At 65.4% G+C, this 14,103-nt stretch carries 19 protein-coding genes, 1 tRNA gene and 1 pseudogene; 16 read left to right on the top strand and 5 right to left on the bottom strand.

Annotation, left to right across the window (positions count from 1 at the left end; all coding sequences use genetic code 11):
- Positions 1-88 precede the first annotated feature (88 nt).
- The 3 genes and pseudogenes from G6N15_RS07360 (at position 89) to G6N15_RS23920 (ending at position 1,833) form a co-directional block, all read left to right on the top strand.
- On the top strand, positions 89-697 hold the full coding sequence (locus G6N15_RS07360) for a histidine phosphatase family protein (RefSeq protein WP_083088503.1): 609 nt from the start codon (positions 89-91) through the stop codon (positions 695-697).
- 220 nt (positions 698-917) lie between these two features.
- Positions 918-1,085: pseudogene (locus G6N15_RS23925) on the top strand (helix-turn-helix domain-containing protein); the annotation flags it as partial.
- 184 nt (positions 1,086-1,269) lie between these two features.
- Complete coding sequence (locus G6N15_RS23920) at positions 1,270-1,833, top strand: IS630 family transposase (protein WP_456299207.1); 564 nt, start codon at positions 1,270-1,272, stop codon at positions 1,831-1,833.
- On the opposite strand, the gene G6N15_RS07350 is transcribed toward G6N15_RS23920, so the two are convergent.
- Positions 1,830-2,180 carry a LapA family protein gene (locus G6N15_RS07350; protein ID WP_083088962.1) on the bottom strand — a complete coding sequence of 117 codons (351 nt, stop codon included), beginning with the start codon at positions 2,178-2,180 and terminating at the stop codon, positions 1,830-1,832. The genes G6N15_RS23920 and G6N15_RS07350 overlap by 4 nt on opposite strands.
- Positions 2,181-2,292: 112 nt before the next feature.
- Between G6N15_RS07350 and G6N15_RS07345 the strand changes: the two genes are divergently transcribed.
- The 5 genes from G6N15_RS07345 to G6N15_RS07325 all read left to right on the top strand — a co-directional run bounded on the left by G6N15_RS07345 (position 2,293) and on the right by G6N15_RS07325 (position 6,443).
- Positions 2,293-3,234: an ABC transporter substrate-binding protein gene (locus G6N15_RS07345; RefSeq protein ID WP_083088961.1), complete on the top strand. Its 942-nt coding sequence runs from the start codon at positions 2,293-2,295 to the stop codon at positions 3,232-3,234.
- A gap of 19 nt (positions 3,235-3,253) precedes the next feature.
- Entirely contained in the window at positions 3,254-4,357 is a 1,104-nt protein-coding gene (locus G6N15_RS07340; RefSeq protein ID WP_083088960.1) for an ABC transporter ATP-binding protein, read from the top strand.
- 2 nt (positions 4,358-4,359) lie between these two features.
- A complete protein-coding gene (locus tag G6N15_RS07335) occupies positions 4,360-5,046 on the top strand; it encodes an ABC transporter permease (protein ID WP_083088959.1) in 687 nt (228 codons plus the stop codon).
- On the top strand, positions 5,043-5,789 hold the full coding sequence (locus tag G6N15_RS07330) for an ABC transporter permease (protein ID WP_083088958.1): 747 nt from the start codon (positions 5,043-5,045) through the stop codon (positions 5,787-5,789). The genes G6N15_RS07335 and G6N15_RS07330 overlap by 4 nt, the downstream gene beginning before the upstream one ends.
- Positions 5,790-5,885: 96 nt before the next feature.
- Complete coding sequence (locus tag G6N15_RS07325; protein ID WP_083088957.1) at positions 5,886-6,443, top strand: putative glycolipid-binding domain-containing protein; 558 nt, start codon at positions 5,886-5,888, stop codon at positions 6,441-6,443.
- Here the strand turns inward: G6N15_RS07325 and G6N15_RS07320 are convergent.
- Positions 6,406-7,350, bottom strand: a complete 945-nt coding sequence (locus tag G6N15_RS07320) for a prephenate dehydrogenase (protein ID WP_083088956.1) — start codon at positions 7,348-7,350, stop codon at positions 6,406-6,408. The two genes, G6N15_RS07325 and G6N15_RS07320, sit on opposite strands and share 38 nt — an antisense overlap.
- Positions 7,351-7,474: 124 nt before the next feature.
- Here G6N15_RS07320 and G6N15_RS07315 point away from each other — a divergent pair, with 124 nt between their 5' ends.
- The 3 genes from G6N15_RS07315 (at position 7,475) to G6N15_RS07305 (ending at position 8,672) form a co-directional block, all read left to right on the top strand.
- Positions 7,475-7,996, top strand: a complete 522-nt coding sequence (locus G6N15_RS07315; protein WP_083088955.1) for a tRNA adenosine deaminase-associated protein — start codon at positions 7,475-7,477, stop codon at positions 7,994-7,996.
- 97 nt (positions 7,997-8,093) lie between these two features.
- Complete coding sequence (locus G6N15_RS07310) at positions 8,094-8,552, top strand: nucleoside deaminase (RefSeq protein WP_083088954.1); 459 nt, start codon at positions 8,094-8,096, stop codon at positions 8,550-8,552.
- A 29-nt stretch (positions 8,553-8,581) separates the two neighbouring features.
- Positions 8,582-8,672 (top strand) — tRNA-Ser (locus tag G6N15_RS07305).
- 72 nt (positions 8,673-8,744) lie between these two features.
- Here G6N15_RS07305 and G6N15_RS07300 read toward each other — a convergent pair.
- The gene (locus tag G6N15_RS07300) at positions 8,745-9,023 is read right to left on the bottom strand and encodes a DUF2510 domain-containing protein (RefSeq protein ID WP_083088953.1); all 279 of its coding nucleotides are present in this window, start codon (positions 9,021-9,023) and stop codon (positions 8,745-8,747) included.
- A 64-nt stretch (positions 9,024-9,087) separates the two neighbouring features.
- The gene (locus G6N15_RS07295) at positions 9,088-9,279 is read right to left on the bottom strand and encodes a hypothetical protein (protein WP_139797931.1); all 192 of its coding nucleotides are present in this window, start codon (positions 9,277-9,279) and stop codon (positions 9,088-9,090) included.
- 256 nt (positions 9,280-9,535) lie between these two features.
- On the opposite strand from G6N15_RS07295, the gene G6N15_RS07290 reads away from it, so the two are divergent.
- The 4 genes from G6N15_RS07290 to G6N15_RS07275 are packed head-to-tail and all read left to right on the top strand — an operon-like array spanning position 9,536 to position 12,660.
- A complete protein-coding gene (locus tag G6N15_RS07290; protein ID WP_179961790.1) occupies positions 9,536-10,999 on the top strand; it encodes a DUF7159 family protein in 1,464 nt (487 codons plus the stop codon).
- A gap of 12 nt (positions 11,000-11,011) precedes the next feature.
- Positions 11,012-11,497, top strand: a complete 486-nt coding sequence (locus G6N15_RS07285; RefSeq protein WP_083088952.1) for an NUDIX domain-containing protein — start codon at positions 11,012-11,014, stop codon at positions 11,495-11,497.
- A gap of 34 nt (positions 11,498-11,531) precedes the next feature.
- Positions 11,532-12,437 (top strand): haloalkane dehalogenase, encoded by a 906-nt coding sequence (locus G6N15_RS07280; protein ID WP_083088967.1) that lies wholly within the window; start codon positions 11,532-11,534, stop codon positions 12,435-12,437.
- 40 nt (positions 12,438-12,477) lie between these two features.
- Positions 12,478-12,660: a hypothetical protein gene (locus G6N15_RS07275; RefSeq protein WP_139797930.1), complete on the top strand. Its 183-nt coding sequence runs from the start codon at positions 12,478-12,480 to the stop codon at positions 12,658-12,660.
- Between the two features lie 20 nt (positions 12,661-12,680).
- Here G6N15_RS07275 and G6N15_RS07270 read toward each other — a convergent pair whose 3' ends face one another.
- Positions 12,681-13,079 carry a heavy metal-responsive transcriptional regulator gene (locus G6N15_RS07270; RefSeq protein WP_139797929.1) on the bottom strand — a complete coding sequence of 133 codons (399 nt, stop codon included), beginning with the start codon at positions 13,077-13,079 and terminating at the stop codon, positions 12,681-12,683.
- 701 nt (positions 13,080-13,780) lie between these two features.
- On the opposite strand from G6N15_RS07270, the gene G6N15_RS07265 reads away from it, so the two are divergent.
- Entirely contained in the window at positions 13,781-14,101 is a 321-nt protein-coding gene (locus G6N15_RS07265; RefSeq protein ID WP_083088950.1) for a DUF1490 family protein, read from the top strand.
- Positions 14,102-14,103: the final 2 nt, after the last annotated feature.

Below are 14,103 nucleotides of genomic sequence, written 5' to 3'. Positions count from 1 at the left end.
CCGTCTGGCTATTGCACCTTATGACTGCCGCGCTCGACGCCAACGGCGTGTGAATTAATGGCTTGGTTCACCACACGACAGGAAGACGATGCAACTGCTTCTGGTCCGGCATGCCTTGCCACTCCGCAGCGAACCCGGCCAGGGATCCGACCCGGAGCTGTCCGACGAGGGGCGGGCACAAGTGGCGCGCCTGCCCGACGCCTTGGCCCGGTACCCGATTTCGCGGGTGGTGAGCAGTCCGCAGCGGCGTGCCATCCAGACCGCAGAACCGGTCGCGGCGGCACGCGATCTAGCCGTCGACATCGATGACCGCTTCGCCGAATATGACCGGGATCTGCCGGTATACATCCCGATCGAGCAGATCCGCGACGAGAACCCCCAAGAGTGGGCTCGCATGGCCGAGGGGCACCTACCGAGTTCGGTCGATGAGGATGCTTTCCAAGCCCGGGTCGGCGCCGCTGTCGACGACGTCGTCACCGCCGCGGATCACGAAGACACCGTGGCAGTGTTCAGCCATGGCGGGGTGATCAACGTGGTGTTGCACCAGATCCTGGGAACCAAGCGGCTGCTGTCATTTCCGATCGACTATGTATCGGTGACCCGGCTATTGTTCTCGCGCTCCGGCCAGGCCACCGTGGTGACTGTCAACTGCACCGAACACGTGTGGGACCTGCTGCCCCGCAACAGGCGCTGGTAACAGGCCGCTAGTGTCCTGAGTCATTAATTCGTGGGTTCTTGTTAGTATGGGTGATGCCGTCACCGCATGCCGCGCAGATCGTGTTGACCAAGGATGAACGCGCCGAGTTGGAGAGCTGGGTTCGGCGGCGCAAGAGTGCCGCCGGGTTGGCCCTTCGAGCCAGGATCGTGCTGGCTGCCGCCGATGGTGGATCCAATGTCGAGCTTGCAGACAGGTTGGAATGGATCGGAACACGATCCGCAAGTGGCGCAATCGGTTCGCAGAGAAGCGGTGCGACGGACTGCTCGACGAACCTCGACCGGGCCGGCCCCGGGTGGTGGGTGACGAGCAAATCGAGGTGCTGATCACCGCGACGTTGGAGTCCAGTCCAGCTGATGCCACGCACTGGTCGACCCGATCGATGGCCGAGCACCTGGGCCTGTCGCAGTCGATGGTCTCTCGGGTGTGGCGGGCCTTCGGATTGGCTCCGCACAAACAGGATTCGTGGAAGCTGTCCAGGACCCGCTATTCGTCGCCAAGGTCCGCGACATCGTCGGGCTGTACCTCGATCCGCCGGAACGAGCGATGGTCTTGTGTGTGGACGAGAAGACCCAGATCCAGGCACTCAACCGCACCGCACCGGTTTTCCCGATGCTGCCGGGCACCCCGGCACGCGCCACCACGACTACGTCCGTCACGGCACCTCGAGCCTTTATGCAGCCCTGGACCTCGCCACCGGCAAGATCATCGGCTCACTGCACGCCCGCCACCGCTCCCAGGAGTTCCTGGCGTTCCTCAAGAAGATCGACGCCGAGGTGCCCGCCGATCTGGACTGCCACGTCGTGCTCGACAACGCATCCACCCACAAGACGCCCGCGGTGAAGCGTTGGCTGACCAACCATCCGCGCTTTGTGCTGCACTTCACCCCAACCAGCTCATCGTGGCTCAACCTGGTCGAGCGCTGGTTCGCCGAACTGACCACCAAGAAACTGCGCCGCGGTGCCCACACCTCGGTGCGGCAACTCAATGCCGACATCCGCGCGTGGATCGAGAACTGGAACGACGACCCCAAGCCCTACGTCTGGACCAAGACCGCCGACCAAATCCTTGAATCCGTTGCCAACTACTGCAAACGAATTAATGACTCAGGACACTAGCGGCGGGTCATCAGGTCGCGCTTGGCTGCCCGGCGAAGCTGATAGATCCGCGCGGTGCCAGCGAGAACCGTGATCAAGCCGCCACAGGCCGCCGCCAGCAGGATGGCTACCCCGAGTGGCATGCTCCACCGCCAGCCGAGGAAGGCGAACTGCGGAGACGCGGTGTTCTGGGCGATGAAGATCAGCAGCACGATCAGAATCAGGAAACCGACTATCAGCGCCGTCCACAGCGCAGCGGCGCGGGTGAACCTGACCGACTCCGGCGTGGCCGGCGCTGTGGGCACTTGGCCGGCGGGTGCCGTGGTTCGATGGGGCTGATCGGGCGATGCGGGGCGATCGCTGCTCATGGTGTCATCTTTGCCCTTTCCCGCACGGAATGAAACCGAACGCGCGACAAACTTGGCCGCACCTCAGTTCAGAGCGCCAGCGCATCAGTTTCTGCGGCTAGTGTCGGCTGATATGACGATGCTGCGGCGGCGCGCGCGGGGCGCGACGGCGGTATTTGTCGTGCTGGCATGGCTCCTGGCGGCTTGCGGCAACCCGAATCCCCTCGGGGCGATGCCTGGCAGCACGAAATCGATCGTCGTCGGCTCTGCCGACTTCCTGGAGTCGAAAGTCGTCGCCGAGATCTACGCACAAGCCTTGCAAGCCAACGGATTCGATGTCGGACGCCGGTTGGGAATCGGCAGCCGCGAAACCTACATTCCGGCATTGAAGGACCATTCCATCGACTTGGTGCCCGAGTACATCGGTAACCTGCTGCTCTACTTTCAACCGGATGCGATGGTCACCATGCTCGATGCCGTCGAGTTGGAGTTGTACAAACGGTTACCCGGCGACTTGTCGATTTTGACGCCGTCACCCGCCTCAGACACCGACACGGTGACAGTCACTTCGGCGACCGCCGCGATGTGGAACCTGAAAACGATCGCCGACCTGGCGCCGCATTCAGCGGAGGTGAAGCTGGCCGCCCCGTCGGCGTTTCAGACCCGACCGGCTGGGCTGCCCGGGCTGCGCCAGAAGTACGGGCTTGATATCAGCCCCGCCAACTTCGTCGCGATCAGCGATGGCGGAGGCCCGGTGACCGTGCGCGCACTGGTGGACGGCACCGTCACCGCCGCCAACATCTTCAGTACCTCGCCGGCCATCCCGCAGAACCACCTGGTGGTACTCGAGGACCCGGAGCACAACTTCCTTGCGGGAAACATTGTGCCGCTTGTCAATTCGCAGAAAAAATCCGATCATCTCAAAGACGTCCTGGACGCGGTGTCGGCCAAGCTGACCACCCGCGGCCTGGCCGACCTCAACGCTTCGGTGTCGGGTAACTCTGGAGTCGACCCCGACGAGGCCGCGCGGAAATGGGTGCACGACAACGGTTTCGACCACCCGATGCGGCAATGAGAGCGGGATTGGGTTCCACTTGATCAGCTTCGAGAAGGTCACCAAGGTGTACGGCGACGGCACCGTGGCCGTCGACGACCTGACCCTCGAGGTACCGCGCGGCAAGCTGGCTGTCTTCGTCGGACCGTCCGGCTGCGGCAAGACCACATCGATGCGGATGATCAATCGGATGATCGAGCCGACCTCCGGCACAGTGATGGTCGACGGCGCCGACGTATCCATCGTCAACCCGGTCAAGCTGCGACTCGGTATCGGTTACGTCATCCAAAACGCTGGCCTGATGCCACATCAACGAGTGATCGACAACGTCGCCACCGTGCCGATACTCAAAGGCCAGTCCCGGCGGGCAGCGCGCACGGCCGCCTACCGGGTCCTCGAACAGGTCGGCCTGGATACCAAACTGGCGACCCGCTACCCGGCCCAGCTCTCGGGCGGCGAGCAACAGCGCGTCGGGGTGGCGCGGGCGTTGGCCGCAGACCCGCCGATCCTGTTAATGGACGAGCCGTTCTCCGCAGTCGACCCGGTGGTGCGCAGGGAGTTGCAGCGCGAAATACTGCGCCTGCAAAACGAATTGCACAAGACCATCGTGTTCGTCACACACGACATCGATGAGGCGGTCCGGCTGGCGGATTTGATAGCGGTGTTCGGGCCGGGCGGTTCGCTGCAGCAATACGACGAACCGGCGAGGCTGTTGTCGCGTCCGGCCAACGATTTCGTGTCCGGTTTCGTCGGCCTCGGCCGCGGCTATCGGTGGCTGCAGCGCCTGCCGGCCGACGGGCTGCCCCTGAGAGACATTCCGCGGATCTGCCAGTCCGAGCTTTCTGAGGTCGGCGATGCGCTCCTTCAAGGCGGCTGGGCGCTCGTCGTCGACCACGACGGCGCTCCGTTGGGATGGATCGACGCCGACGGTGTGCAACGGCACCGGCGCGGCGCGTCCTTGTCCGAAAGCGTGACCGCGGTCGGTTCGTCATTCCGCCTCGACGGGAACCTGAGCCAAGCTCTGGACGCGGCGATCTCGTCGCCATCGGCAGTCGGTGTCGCCGTCGACGACGTCGGCAAGGTGATCGGGGGAGTGCTGGCCACCGATGTGCTTGCCGTTGTGGAATCGCGGCGGCAGGACTGACTGTGCACTATTTGCTGACCCACCTCAACGCGGCGTGGACGCTGACCGTCATCCATCTGCGGCTGTCGCTGATCCCGGTGCTGCTCGGGCTGGCGATCGCACTGCCACTGGGTGTGCTGGTGCAGCGCAGGACGGTGCTACGCCGGCTGACAACCGTCACCGCCAGCGTCGTGTTCACCATCCCGTCGCTGGCGCTGTTCGTGGTGCTGCCGTTGATCATCCCGACCCGCATCCTCGACGAAGCCAACGTGATCGTCGCGCTGACCCTCTACGCCACCGCGCTGCTGGTACGCGCGGTGCTCGAAGCGCTCGACGCGGTGCCGGCACACATACGTGACGCCGCCACCGCTGTCGGTCACAGTGCGATCAGCCGGATAGTGAAAGTCGAACTGCCGCTTGCGGTCCCGGTGCTGGTGTCGGGTCTGCGTGTCGTTGTGGTGACCAATATCTCGATGGTCTCGGTGGGTGCGGTGATCGGCATCGGCGGGCTGGGCACCTGGTTCACCGAGGGGTATCAGGCCAACAAGAGCGACCAGATAATCGCGGGCATCATCGCCATCTTCGCGCTCGCGGTAGTACTGGACATGCTGATCATGCTGGCCGGCCGGCTGGCCACGCCGTGGGAACGCGCGTCACATCCGGACAGGCGACGCCAGGTTAGAGCGCCGATCGTCGGTGGGGCGCGATGAATTATCTGACTCAGGCCCTGTCCTACCTTTTCACCGCCGACAACTGGCTCGGGCCGGTCGGGTTGGCGGCCCGCACCCTCGAGCACCTGGAGTACACCGCTGCCGCCGTGGTGGTTTCGGCGGTGATCGCGATCCCGATCGGGATGATCATCGGGCACACCGGTCGCGGCACGCTTGTCGTGGTGGGTCTCGTCAACGGGCTGCGCGCGTTGCCGACCCTGGGTGTACTGCTGCTGGGCGTGTTGTGGTGGGGGCTGGGTCTGGGGCCGCCGATCGTGGCGCTGATGCTGCTGGGTATCCCGCCGCTGCTGGCCGGCACGTACGCGGGCATCTCCAATGTCGACCGCACCGTCGTCGACGCCGCGCGTGCCATGGGCATGACCGAAACACAGGTGCTGCTGCGGGCCGAGGTCCCCAACGCGCTGCCGCTCATCGTGGGAGGCTTGCGCACCGCGACGCTTCAGGTCGTTGCGACCGCGACGGTGGCGGCCTACGCCAGTCTCGGCGGGCTGGGCCGCTATCTGATCGACGGCATCAAGGTGCGCCAATTCCACATCGCGGTCGTGGGCGCGCTGATGGTGGCAGCGCTGGCGTTGATCCTCGATGCCGCGCTGGCTTTTGCGGTGTGGCTGTCGGTTCCCGGCACCGGTCGGCTCGGCCCGCGTCGCATAGACGGCGCGCCGCAACAGCCAGCCAGCGATGGGCTCAGCGGTGAACCTGAGCCGGTGCCGGCCCCCGGTTGACCGAAGGCCGCTACCGGGCTGCACACCACAAGAGCGGTCGCTTACCGTATACGGGTGAACCGCGCATCGGATGCGACGCAGAGAGTTTGGTCGGCAATGCTGACCTGGCGTGCGCACGACGCCTCGCGGATGGAGTCGGTGCGAGTCCAGTTGTCGGGCAAGCGAATTAAAGCCAACGGGCGCATTGTGGCGGCCGCCACAGAAGCCAGTCCGGCGTTCGGTGCCTACTACGACTTGCAGACCGACGAGACCGGCGCCACAAAGCGGCTCGGCCTGACTGTGACGCTGGCCGAGCGGGAACGTCAGCTCTCTGTCGCACGTGACGAAGAGAACATGTGGCTGGTGACCGATCATCGGGGTGAGTCGCGTCACGCCTACGACGGTGCCCTGGACGTCGACGTGGTGTTCAGTCCGTTCTTCAACGCGTTGCCGATTCGTCGCTGCGCCCTGCACGAGCAGGCCGAGTCGATCACATTGCCGATGGTCTACGTCCGGCTGCCCGAGATGTCGGTGGACGCGGCTACCGTCAGCTACACCAGCACCGGCGACCGCAGCCAGGGCATCAAGTTGCACTCGCCGGTCGCCAAGACAACGGTCACGGTGGACGCCGACGGGTTCATCGTGGACTACCCAGGCTTGGCAGAGCGGATCTGATCACACCGCCGGCTCGGCCCTCGGCGGCTAATTCTTCGCGCCAGTTCTCCGCGCCGATGAACACGGTGACGATATCCGGTCGCGAGAAGCTGTCGTAGCGGGTGCGCGCGGCGTGCCCGCCGTCGACAAGCTCGGCGACCGAGTTGTTGTTGGCCAGCGCATCGCGGGCGCGGGTCAGCAGTTGCAGGGCGCGGTCCAGCGTGGGCAGCAGGTGCTCGGAGTTGGCTTCGCACATCGCGCGCACCAGATCCGGTGCGCTGGCGGCGACCCTGGTGCCATCGCGGAAGGAGCCCGCGGCCAAGGCGAAGGCCAGCGGAACCTCCCCGGCGGTGACGGCGAGCGCCTCGGCAAGCAAGTGCGGCAGATGCGAGATGGCGGCCGCGGCGGCGTCGTGCTCGTCGGATTTCGCGGGTACCACGACCGATCCGCAGTCCAGCGCCAACGTCATCACCATCGACCACACCGCGGGGTCCACGTGGTCGTCCACGGCGATTACCCAGGGAGCGCCGGTGAACAGCCGGGCGTGCCCAGCGGCCCAACCGGAGTGCGCGGTTCCCGTCATCGGGTGCCCGCCCACGAACCGGGCCTGCAGGCCGGCCGCGGTGACTTCCTCGAGGACCGCGCTTTTGACGCTGGTGACATCGGTCAGCGGACAGTTGGGCGCGCACTCGCGGATGTGCGAGAGCATGCTCGGCAAGGCCGGCATCGGAACGGCCAGCACGATCAGCGCGTCGACGTCAGCCGCGCGTTTGAGGGCTTCGTTGATGTCGGTGGTGGCGTCGAAGCCGTCGAATCGTGCCGCCTGCACGCCCTCTACCGAGCGGTTGTAGCCGAACACCTCGTAGCCTGCGGCCGTGGCTGCCCGCATCAGCGATCCACCGATCAATCCGAGCCCCAGCACGCACATCGGTGTCTTCGCCACGATTCCAGGTTGGCACATTTTTTCGCTGGCGGTCCGACCCCGGCCAGCGCGGCCGAGGTGCTGCCGTTAGCTGGTCAAGCGACCGGCTCAGCGACTAGCGTATGCGCCCATGGGAGCACAACGGGCCTCCGCGCAGGACCCGTCTGCGGACACGCCGGACGGCTTCGGCGTCGCCGTTGTTCGCGAAGACGGCAAATGGCGTTGTTCTGCCATGCGCCCCAAAGTGCTGACCAGTTTGACTGCCGCCGAGACGGAACTTCGCGAATTGCGAAGCGCTGGAGCTGTTTTCGGGCTGATCGATGTCGACGACGAATTCTTCGTCATCGTGCGGCCGGCGCCGTCGGGAACCCGGCTGTTGTTGTCGGATGCCACCGCGGCGCTGGACTACGACATTGCCGCCGAGGTTCTGGAGAACCTGGACGCCGAAATCGATCCGGAAGATCTCGAGGACGCCGAACCGTTCGAGGAAGGCGATCTCGGGTTGCTCTCTGACATCGGCCTACCGGAGGCGGTGCTGGGCGTCATCCTTGACGAGACCGACTTGTACGCCGACGAGCAGTTGACGCGCATCGCGCAGGAGATGGGTTTCGCCGACGAGCTGTCGGCCGTGCTCGAGCGTCTCGGTCGGTGATCGCAAGCGCGGCGGAGCCGGGCGCAGCGGGTCGCCGCCATCAGTCCGAGTCGGTGATCGCAAGCGCGGCGGAGCCGGGCGCAGCGGGTCGCCGTCGGTGATCGCAGACGAGGACTTGATCCGAGCCGCGCTCGTGGTCGCCGCCACCGCGGGTCCGCGTGACGTCCCGGTCGGTGCGGTGATCATGGGCCCTGACGGAACGGAGCTGGCGCGCGCCGTCAACGCCCGCGAGGCACTCGGTGATCCGACGGCGCACGCCGAGATTCTGGCGATGCGGACCGCCGCCACTGTGCTCGGCGACGGTTGGCGATTGGAGGGCACCACGCTGGCCGTCACCGTCGAACCGTGCACGATGTGCGCCGGCGCCTTGGTGATGGCGCGGGTGGCGCGGCTGGTGTTCGGGGCATGGGAACCCAAAACCGGAGCGGTTGGCTCGCTGTGGGACGTGGTGCGGGATCGACGGCTCAACCATCGCCCGGAGGTGCGGGGCGGCGTGCTGGCCGACGAATGCGCGGCGCTGCTGGAGGCCTTCTTTGCCCGGCAGCGATTGGGGTGATCGGCTTCTTGTTGGGTAAGCTGCTCGGCGGTGGTGTGTCCGAGCGGCCTAAGGAGCACGCCTCGAAAGCGTGTGACGGGTAACCCCCGTCCGAGGGTTCAAATCCCTCCGCCACCGCCATTTTTATCTGCGCATCGCCTCAGTCAGGAGCTGCTTCAGCATGCGCATATGTGCTGGGGCCTGCACGGATTACTAACTGCGAGGCTGAGTAGCCGAGGTCCAGACCCGACCATCGAAGTAGCGCACCGAATTGGGGTGGTTCTGGTCGGGGTACCAGCCCGGCGCTAACCCGCTCGTCTGTATGGGTTGTTGCACGACAGGTTGATGGTGGACGACGGGTGGTTCGCTGGACGCTGGCGGGCCTTCCCTCGGCGCCACCAGCGCCCGCACCACCACCACGACCGCGGCAATAATGAGAATCAGGACCAGAAGCCAGACCAGCGAGTTCAGCGAGTTGAGGACGTTGGTCATCGCGGCACCTCTTTCTTACGTGGTCGGATGGCCCGGCACACCGCCGGAGCAGTGCGGTCTGGCGTTAACCGACGTGCGCGGCCGGATCGAGGCCAGGGTGCATTACTCCTACTGGCACCGACCCGCGATGCAGCGTCGTGGAAACGTCCGGCTCAGACGTTTGCTGGCCGGTCATCACGATTTCGGGGCGGCAGAAGAAGCACACATCCGGGCCGATCGTCGGGTAGCCGCACGCGGGACAGACGTCGACGGTCACGATCCCGCACCTCCTATGGGGCATGTGTTTAGTGCCGGCGAGATACCCCGGTCCCATGCCATCCAAACCGTCACACCGCCAAGGCTGGTGCGCCACGGTGGGCTACAGCTCTCCCTAACTCGAAGTGGTGCCACGTCACAGCTAATCGTCGGCGCGGCAACGGTTCCAAGCCGTAATCGCGAAGTTTATGGTCGACGGGGGAGGGGTATAATTGGCGGTTGTACCGCGGGGGAGTCAGCAAACTCTTGGAGGAGCGGTGGACATCGTAATGGGTGTGTCGATGGCACCTGAGAATGTCCGCATGGTGCTGGTTGAAGGGGAAAACGCCGACGGCGCCACCGTCGAGGAAGACACCATTCCGATCAGCACTGACGGAAATAACCAAGAGCCGGCAACCTTGACCGCGCCAAATCAGGTCGTGTCGGCGATCCTGGGCACCCGAGAAAGCGCAACCCAAGGCGGTCACCAGGTGACCTCCACTGGGGTGACATGGACCGATCCGGCAGAGGCGGCGGCACTGCGTGACCTGCTGGCCGCGCACAAGATGGAAAACGTCATGCTGGTCTCGGCCTTCCTGTCCGCGGCCGCGCTAACTCAAACGGTCGGCAACGCGGTCGGTTACGACCACACCGCGCTGCTTTTCGTGGAACCGGATACTGCGACCTTGGCGGTCGTCGACACGGCCGACGGGTCCGTCACTGATGTGCAGACACGGCAGTTGCCGGCTGATGACGAGGCCGCCGTAGCAGCGCTCACCGAGATGGTCGCCGGCGCAGAGGTGTTGGACTCCCGACCGGATGGGATTTTCGTGGTCGGCTCCGATGTCGATGTCGCCAAGATCAAGCCGCAGTTGGAGGCGGCGACCTCGCTTCTGGTGAATGCCCCCGACGAACCTGAGATGGCGCTGGCGCGCGGCGCGGCACTGGCCTCGGCGCACGCGCCTTTGTTCGAATCGTCCACCGCCGCACAGGCTTACGCGCAAGTTCCAGGCGCGGGCGTCGTCGAGCCCGGCGCGCCTGCTGAGGCCACGATGGCTGCTCCCGGATATGCGGCGTTTGTGGGCCAGGGTGACTATGACGCCACCGAAATGACGCAAGCCCTGGCCTACAGCGCCGATCCGGACAGTGCAGCCAACGCCTACACCGCTGTGGCGGGCGCGGAAGGCGCCGGACTGGCCGCCGCGGATGCGGCCGACGTCCACGAGGAAGAACGGCCGACACGCAAGCCTTTCGTGGTGGCGCTCGGCGTATTGACGATCTTTGTCGTCGGTGTTGCCGCGCTGGCGATCGCGTTGGCGCTTGATATCCGGCCGAAAGTCAACGACCGGCCCAACCTCGGACAGCGGATGGTGGTACCGACCAACCAAGCGCCGGCACCGCCGCAAGCGCCTGCGCCGACAGCGCCGGCTCCAGCAGCTCCGGCGCCTGCCCCCGCCGCGCCCGCACCTCCGGCGCCCGCTCCGGCAGCTCCGGCGCCGGCTCTCCCGGCACCTCCGCCGGTCGCGCCCGCACCTCCACCGGTCGCACCGCCGCCGGCTCCGGTTGCACCGCCACAGCTACCCGTGCCGGCCAATCCCATCCCTGCGCCGAACGTGCCCGGTCCCGGGATTCCTGGCCCGAACATCCCGGGCCCGCCCGTCCCGGGCATCGGCCACGGCGGCGGAGGCCCAGGCATTCCAGGGCTTGGTGGCGGCGGCATTCCCGGCATACCGCACTTCTAAAGTCTGAGGCGCGTGCCGAAACTCAGCGCAGGCCTGCTGCTCTATCGCGTGCAGGACGGCGTCGTCGAAGTTCTGATCGCCCACCCGGGCGGACCGTTTTGGGCCAAGAAGGACGACGCGGCATGGTCAATCCCCAAGGGCGAGTATGTCGAAGGTGACGATCCCTGGGTCGTCGCTCAGCGCGAGTTCGTCGAGGAAATCAGCCTTGATCCGCCTGCTGCGCCACGGGTCGAATTGGGAACGCTGAAGCAGCCCAGCGGCAAAGTGGTGATCGTGTTCGCCGTCCAGGGCGATCTGGATATCACCGATGCCCGCAGCAACACCTTTCAGCTGGAGTGGCCGAGAGGTTCGGGAGTCGTTCGCGAGTTCCCCGAGGTCGATCGCGTCGGCTGGTTTCCGGTGGCACACGCAAGGAACAAGCTGCTCAAAGGACAGCGCCCGTTCCTCGACCGCCTGATGGCTCATCCCTCGCTGGCGGGCTTGCGCGAAGACCGCTGAAACCGCCCGGTGCACCTGGCGTATGTTCACAGCCATGCAGACATTGCGAACGCCCGACGAGCGGTTTGCCGATATTCCTGAATTCCCTTACGCACCAAGGTATTCCGACATCGCAGGCGGTGACGGCGGGCAGCTGCGGGTGGCCTGGGTTCAAGACGGCCCGGACGACGCTGATCCCGTGCTCATGCTGCACGGCGAACCGTCGTGGTCGTTCCTGTACCGCAAAATGATCCCAGTCCTGTCCGCCGCCGGGTATCGCGTGGTGTGCCCGGACCTCGTCGGCTTCGGTCGCTCAGACAAGCCGGCCCAGCGCGAAGACCACACCTACGCGCGTCACGTCGAGTGGATGCGGGCGCTGGCGTTTGACGTCTTGGACCTGCAACGTGTGACGCTGGTCGGGCAAGACTGGGGCGGGCTGATCGGATTGCGGCTGGCCGCCGAGCATCCGGAACGGTTCAGCCGACTGGTCGTCGCCAACACGGGACTGCCAACCGGGGACCACCCGATGCCCGAGATCTGGTGGAAGTTCCGGGAGACCATCCAGACCAAGCCGTCGCTGGACATCGGCGGCTTCATACAGTCGGGTTGTCGACGCCCGCTCAGCGACGCGGCACGCGCGGCCTACAACGCTCCATTTCCCGACGACACCTACTGCGCCGGCCCGCGTGCCATGCCGGGCCTGGTCCCGACCGCGCCCGATGACCCCGCGACACCGGCTAACCGGTCGGCGTGGCAAAAGCTCTCTGGGAGTCCGACACCGATGCTGGTCGCATTCAGCGACGGCGACCCGATAACGGGCGCTATGGCGCCGATCTTCAAACGTGAAATGCGCGGCGCGCAGGGCATCGACCATCCCGTCGTGCGCGACGCCGGGCATTTCCTGCAAGAAGACGCCGGTGAAGAACTGGCCGACTACATCGTGGAGTTCTTACGCAGCTGAGCCCTTACGCGGCGTAGGCAGGCCCGTCGGGCAGCAGATGGTGGCGGACCAGTTTGCGCCAGCGCCGTTGCCGGTAGCGGTAGATGCCGACGGCGATCGCGGCGACCACCGCGGTGGCGCGCCCAGTATCGACCTAGAGGTGCTGCTGGACGGTTGTCTGCGCGGTGTAGCGGCAGGCGCGAGCTCGCCGGCATTCAACGGGGTGGCTGACGCGCCCAAATGAGCGGCCTTGGCCTGGCCGTTTCAAGATTCAATGATGCGGCAGATCGTGGCCGCCTCTCCGCGACGTTGATCACTGCGGGCTGACTGTAGGGCAGCGGCCAGGGTAGTGCGTAGGGCGCGCAAGTCGGCGATGGTGCGGTCGATGTCGCGAATGTGCTTGTCTAGCAGCGCAGTGACCTGCTCGCAGGGCGCCGTGCCGTGGCGATGCAAGTCGAGGATGACTTTGATCTCCGATAGCGTCAAGCCGAGGGTTCGGGCACGCAGAATGAAACGCAGGATCGCGATGTCGTCGTCGGTATATAGCCGGTAGCCGGCTCGGGTGCGCGCAGCCGGCGGGAGCAGCCCTTTGGCTTCCCAGATTCGGATGGCCTTGGCTGAGACGCCGACGGCTTTGGCGGCGTCACCGACGGTGTGCGTCACCAGGCTTCGCTCACGGATGGGTTCCGCCAGTGATGACGCTTTTCGAGCGGCAGCATTCATGCGTACCAATGCGAGTCCCGGATCCAAGCGCGCTGATCATTCGTTAGGGGCTTCGGTGCCAGCGTTGCAGGTCCGTTCCCCTTATCCTTTATAGCCCAACTACCGATGTTTCCGGCGATGCCTGACTCGATTGGACTCGCGACGGGCATCGCCGACGGTGATACTAACGTTGGAAATGGCCCTCGGGGCAAGGCCAAGCCGCCGCGGTCGGGCACACGAAAACCGGCTCAGTGTCCCTCGGCAGTGAATTTCGATGACAAATGCATGGCAGGCCAACGACGTTCGTCTAAACTTCGGGGGCTAGCCGCCTAAGTAGTTGCCTCGCAACATATTTCGTCACTGCGATGCGTTCGAATGATCAATGGTGCACTGAGGGAAGCGGCGAATTATCCCTGAATCCAGCTACTCGACCGCCGGAGTTGCCTAGCACTTGACCTTGCCCCTGGGGCAACCTCTTACGTTGACGGTTGTCGTTAGCTAAGGGGATACGCCGAGTCTCGCGTTGCAGAGCGCTGAGCGGTTTGACGCGAACGTTGAAGTCCAGCTGACGGGACCGGTCCGCACGGGTCAGCGACCAGTAGGTATCGACTTGACGACCACTCGAGCGTGATTCGCCGGACGAGGGGAAAGGAGCATTCGAGATGGCTTGGCATGGACTCGTGGGGAAGGCGGCGCCCAAGGTGGTGCCCCACCTGGTGGCTTTTGCGGCGTATGAGGCGCTACACCGGGTGGTGGCGAAGGTTCCGTGGCGGGAGGCGACGGTTAGCGCTCTCGCCTGTGGTGTCCGCGGTGTCCGCAAGGCCGAAGTGAGCACCGAGCGGGCTCGACTGACGGCCGCCGACATGTTCGCCGAGGCGATAGAGCGCAGCGGGGAGGGAGTTCCACCGTCAGCGGCGGCGGAGGAGAAGGTTTCACCCCGGAAGCGTGCTGCGAAGGCGAAGACCACCGATGCTGACCGTTGATG

Source organism: Mycobacterium noviomagense (genome assembly GCF_010731635.1).
In the GTDB taxonomy this organism is placed as follows: domain Bacteria; phylum Actinomycetota; class Actinomycetes; order Mycobacteriales; family Mycobacteriaceae; genus Mycobacterium; species Mycobacterium noviomagense.
The sequence above is the reverse complement of the archived record's forward strand: the minus strand, read 5'-3'. Positions and strand labels throughout refer to the sequence as shown.

Coding starts and splice junctions, on each gene's coding strand:
- G6N15_RS07360 (WP_083088503.1), top strand. CDS start 89: ATGCAACTGCTTCTGGTCCGGCATGCCTTGCCACTCCGCAGCGAACCC.
- G6N15_RS07350 (WP_083088962.1), bottom strand. CDS start 2,180: ATGAGCAGCGATCGCCCCGCATCGCCCGATCAGCCCCATCGAACCACG.
- G6N15_RS07345 (WP_083088961.1), top strand. CDS start 2,293: ATGACGATGCTGCGGCGGCGCGCGCGGGGCGCGACGGCGGTATTTGTC.
- G6N15_RS07330 (WP_083088958.1), top strand. CDS start 5,043: ATGAATTATCTGACTCAGGCCCTGTCCTACCTTTTCACCGCCGACAAC.
- G6N15_RS07325 (WP_083088957.1), top strand. CDS start 5,886: ATGCTGACCTGGCGTGCGCACGACGCCTCGCGGATGGAGTCGGTGCGA.
- G6N15_RS07320 (WP_083088956.1), bottom strand. CDS start 7,350: ATGTGCGTGCTGGGGCTCGGATTGATCGGTGGATCGCTGATGCGGGCA.
- G6N15_RS07315 (WP_083088955.1), top strand. CDS start 7,475: ATGGGAGCACAACGGGCCTCCGCGCAGGACCCGTCTGCGGACACGCCG.
- G6N15_RS07300 (WP_083088953.1), bottom strand. CDS start 9,023: ATGACCAACGTCCTCAACTCGCTGAACTCGCTGGTCTGGCTTCTGGTC.
- G6N15_RS07280 (WP_083088967.1), top strand. CDS start 11,532: ATGCAGACATTGCGAACGCCCGACGAGCGGTTTGCCGATATTCCTGAA.
- G6N15_RS07265 (WP_083088950.1), top strand. CDS start 13,781: ATGGCTTGGCATGGACTCGTGGGGAAGGCGGCGCCCAAGGTGGTGCCC.